The following is a 4,899-nucleotide window of genomic DNA, read 5'->3' as shown; positions in this document are numbered from 1 at the left end:
GTTACAAAACTCCCTTCCTTTTTTAAACGTTTAGGACGCTATTGATTGAAAAAACAAAATATGTATATCATGAAATCTAAATATTTTTTATTGATTCTATTAGTAACCGGTCTTGGCGCTTGTTCCGATTTTTTAGACGAGGAGCCGTTAAGTGAATTGGCCTCAGAGCAGTTTTTCACGGAACCGGATCAAGCCTATAGTGCGGTAAATTCCCTTTATCGTACGGGAGCCCCTAATATGACGGATGGCGGGGTTTACAGTGGCATGCCGTTGATGCTGGGTGCCTATATGTCTGGCTTCTTTTCAAATGAATATGCAGGACAAGAACTTCATGTCAGCAATACACAACAGTTAACGTTAAACGGTGATAATATTGGAAATTACCTGCAGAATAGATGGCGTGAATTGTACTTAGGTATTTCTAGGGCCAACAATGCAATAAAACACATTCCTGAAACTCCCGGACTTACTGGTGAGGAACGCAGCCAATTAATTTCAGAGGCAAAGTTTTTTAGGGCTTATGCATATTTTTACCTGGTAAGGTTCTTCGGTCCTGTTCCGGTGACTACCGAGCCGTATGATTCCCTGGAAAACCTTTATTTGGAGAGAAGCCCTATTGCTGATGTTTACGCACTTATAGAAGCTGATCTAAAGGACGCATTGGAAAATGGTGGGTTGCCCACTACGACGATGGTGAACAATGGAAAGCGAATTACCGCTGGGGCGGTTGCGACCTTGTTGGCCAAGGTATACCTTACCATGAGCGGTGCACCCCTCAAGGCAAATCGCTATGCGGATGCCGCTAAACTGGCCCAGGATATCATAAACGGAGTCTATGGTCCCTACAGTTTGGTGCAGCACGATGAGATTAATCTAGGAGAAATTGATTTGGAGAATTCAGCCTATAATAAAATTAGGAGATCGGAGGCTTCGGCACAGGAGCATATTTACTTAAAGGAATTTGATGCGGCTATTGCACCATCTACCTTCCCAAGGTATTCTTATCCCGTAGGATTATCCCAAGATGTTCTATATGATATTTCGAATGGAGCATATCAGCCTTCCAATGGTTTTTTGGACTTGTACGACCCTAATAACGATTTAAGGGCGCAGGAGAAGCAATATTTTCACACCACCTTGGAAGGGACAAACAAAACATTTCCTACATCCCCTTATATGTGGCATGATGATGAAGCAATGTTTAACACAGCTCTTTCTGGGAAAGATCAAGCGATGATGACCTTTGCAGATGTGTTGCTAATTGGGGCAGAAGCTATCGCAAAGTCCACGGGAGTAACCTCTGAAGCTGTGAACTACCTTGCTCAAGTTCGTGGGAGGGCCTATTGGAAGACCGATATGGCAGCGATGGAACTATCGTTGTCTGGGTTAGGCGTAGATGAATTTGTAGAAGAAGTATGGGTGGAACGACACAGAGAATTGGTGTTTGAATTTCAAAACTGGTTCGATATTGTTCGTACCAGAAAGTTTCCAGTGGCTACTAGCCCTGGGGTGGTAAAGTTTGTGGATGTAATAGGACATGTTACAGAGCAAGGTAAGACCATTGAGGAAAAGCATATGTTGCTACCACTCCCTGAGCCAGAAATTCAGCGTAATCCTAGCTTAGGAACCGATAATAACGGATATTAATCGGTTTTACTATACATAACTTATGAGCTAGCTCCATTTTTCTTTAACGAAAAATTGGAGCTTAGTTCTATCAACAGAGAACAATTAAATGGATGGGGTAATTTAGAGGTTGTAAAACCTTACTCCTTTCTCAATAATGATAACAATTTTGAGAAGAAACCAAGATGAATTTAATTGCTGATTGTTTAGATCCAACAGAACCGTAGTGTTGATTCGTTATTTTGCTTAGTGAAGTATTGATATAAAAGGTATATCTTGAAGATGAGGCGAGGCTTCCTAAGGGATGCCAAACATACCTTGTTTAAGAGGTTATTAAACGCTTAGCCTATCTTGTCGTACTTCCTAAGTTTTATGTCAAATAGGTAGCAATCCATGGCTGTTGGTATAAATATTTTTTAATTATTATTTTTTTACGCTTATATTGAGCGTCAATTTAAATTTCTATTATGCAAATCAAAGAATCCTCAGAAGTATATGACGTAATCATTGTTGGTTCCGGCGCTGGTGGTGGTATGGCTACAAAGCAATTGGCAGATGCCGGACTAAATGTGGCGGTGGTAGAAGCAGGTCCGTTTTTTGATCCTAAAGATCCGGCGCAAATGACCCAATTTAAATGGCCTTATGAATCCCCCCGTAGAGGTGCCGGTACCACACGTGCCTTTGGAGAGTGGGATGCAGCTTATGGCGGTTGGGAGATTGAAGGTGAACCCTATACCCGTGAGCCCGGGACAAAATTCGATTGGTTTAGAGCCCATATGTTGGGAGGGAGAACCAATCACTGGGGGCGAATTTCCCTGAGATTTGGACCCAAAGACTTTAAAGGAAAAACTAGGGATGGCCATGGTGAGGATTGGCCCATTGGTTATGAGGATGTAAAGCCCTATTACGATAAAGTAGATAAGCTGATTGGGGTTTTTGGGACCAATGAAGGTTTGGAAGATGATCCAGATGGATTTTTCCTTCCTCCTCCAAAACCAAGATTGCACGAACTTTTTTATATAGATGGCGCCAAGAAATCGGGTATTCCGGTAATTCCTGGTCGACTCTCCATGCTAACAAAAAAGCTGAACAACGATAGGGGTGTTTGTTTTTATTGCGGACAGTGTTCTAGGGCGTGTTCCGTATATGCTGATTTCTCAGCAGGAACCTGTTTAATATTTCCTGCGCAGAAGAGCGGTGGAAAGGTTAAGATTTTTGTAAACTCCGTTGTTCGTGAAGTTACTACTAACGAAGAAGGAAAAGCTACGGGAGTATCCTATATTAGTAAGGACGATCGTAAAGAATATAAACTAAAGGCAAAGGTGGTGGTCCTTGCAGCTTCAGCATGTAGCTCCGCAAGAATCCTATTGAATTCCAAGAGTAAGCAACACCCTAACGGATTGGGGAATAGCAGTGACCTTATTGGAAAGTATTTGCACGACTCCACGGGGGCTAGTAGAGCAGGTTTTATCCCTGGTCTTATGAATAGAAAAACTTCCTATAACGAAGACGGCGTAGGAGGTATGCACGTATATTCACCCTGGTGGGGAGATAACTCCAAACTAGATTTCCCAAGGGGGTACCATATAGAAGTCTGGGGTGGAATGGGAATGCCTAACTATGGCTTTGGATATAATCCCAACGACTTCAATAAATTCTTCGGCCTAAAAGTTGGAGGATATGGAGACAGCCTACGAGACGATGTTAAGAAATACTACGGATCCGTAATAGGTTTCGGAGGTAGAGGGGAAGGTATTGCCAGAAAGGACAATTACTGTGAAATAGACCCAACTACCGTAGATCAATATGGAATCCCAGTATTGAAATTTAACTATAAGTGGTCCGATTTTGAACGTAATCAGGCGAAACATATGCAGGATACCTTTGAGGAGTTGATTCACAATATGGGTGGAATACCCTTAGGAGATAAGCCTGGTAAGGAAAATGATTATGGATTGGAAGCTCCCGGTAGAATTATCCATGAGGTGGGGACCACCAGGATGGGGAACGATCCAAAAACCTCCGTGACCAACAAATTCCAACAACTACACGATGTAGATAATGTGTTTATTGTAGATGGCGGACCGTTTGTTTCCCAGGCCGATAAGAACTGTACCTGGACTATTATGGCGTTGTCTTGGAGAGCGTCAGATTACATTATCGAACAATTGAAACAGCAAAATATCTAGAAGATGGATAGGAGAAAAAGTATACAAACAATGATTTTGGGCGCCGGTGCCGCTGGTTTGGCGTTTCACGGGTGTACCCCGGAAACCAAAGCACCTGCTGAAGAAGAAATAATCAAAGGAGCTGAAGGTTTCTACGGAAGAACACCAGAAGAATTGGAACGCGATGCCAAGTTGCATGAGGAGCAGCTTTTTAACGAGCACGAGATGGAGACCATCGCTGCCCTAAGCACCGTAATCCTTCCACCAAAAGAGCCGTTTGGCGGACCTATTGAAGCAGAAGTGCCCGAGTTTATCGAGTTTATCGGGAAAGACCTTCCTACTATGCAGATGACCTTGCTGGGCGGATTAATGTGGTTAGACCATAAGAGTAATACAGAATTTGGGGTCGAGTTTAAATCGGCCACCTTGGATCAGCAAAAGCAGATCTGTGATACCATTTGCTACCACGATCCTGAGGTGCCATTAAATCAGCAGCCATTGGAAATTCAGTTTTTCCATATGTTCCGCGGACTTACCGTAACGGGATATTATACTTCCAAAGTAGGGATTGCAGATTTGGGGTATAAGGGAAATACACCCAATGTTTGGGACGGTGTTCCAGAAGATGTCCTGGAGCAGCACGGAGTGGCCTATGATCCAGAATGGATAGCCAAATGTATAGATCAAAGCAAGCGAAATGTGATTGCCGAGTGGGATGAACACGGTAATCTATTGACCTAATGCATACTGGAATTTAAATTGGATAAACCCCGTTGACCTAGGTCAACGGGGTTTTTTGTCGATGTAGTTTCAAGGGAGTCAATGCTTATCTCTTTCCTTTTTACGAGCAACCTGCCCGTATCTAAGCTTTAGAGTAGGTGCAGGATTCATAGATTGAATAATTGAATAACCCCGAGATTTATCACGGGTATGGATGGAGGATTACAATTCGACTTTAGCCGAACCTTTAAAAGCTTCCCATCTAGTGTGGTTTTTAAATTAACCCATTGCTACATTTTCACATTAACCCATTTCCAAATCTCCAAATCACACAATTAGCTAGCGACCCTGCCCTTACGAGTGTGATTTCTCAATCGTTGCGAAA

General features: G+C 42.8%; 3 protein-coding genes. All 3 read left to right on the top strand.

Going from position 1 to position 4,899, the window contains the following annotated elements:
- The first annotated feature begins 69 nt into the window (after positions 1-69).
- The 3 genes from BV214_RS14840 (at position 70) to BV214_RS14830 (ending at position 4,535) form a co-directional block, all read left to right on the top strand.
- Complete coding sequence (locus tag BV214_RS14840; RefSeq protein WP_086478297.1) at positions 70-1,647, top strand: RagB/SusD family nutrient uptake outer membrane protein; 1,578 nt, start codon at positions 70-72, stop codon at positions 1,645-1,647.
- 446 nt (positions 1,648-2,093) lie between these two features.
- Positions 2,094-3,815, top strand: a complete 1,722-nt coding sequence (locus BV214_RS14835; RefSeq protein ID WP_086478296.1) for a GMC family oxidoreductase — start codon at positions 2,094-2,096, stop codon at positions 3,813-3,815.
- Positions 3,816-3,818: 3 nt separating this feature from the next.
- Positions 3,819-4,535: a gluconate 2-dehydrogenase subunit 3 family protein gene (locus BV214_RS14830; protein WP_086478295.1), complete on the top strand. Its 717-nt coding sequence runs from the start codon at positions 3,819-3,821 to the stop codon at positions 4,533-4,535.
- Positions 4,536-4,899: the final 364 nt, after the last annotated feature.

The sequence above is a fragment of the Arenibacter amylolyticus genome (genome assembly GCF_002150785.1).
Lineage (GTDB): Bacteria > Bacteroidota > Bacteroidia > Flavobacteriales > Flavobacteriaceae > Arenibacter > Arenibacter amylolyticus.
This window is presented reverse-complemented; position numbering and strand designations above follow the sequence as displayed.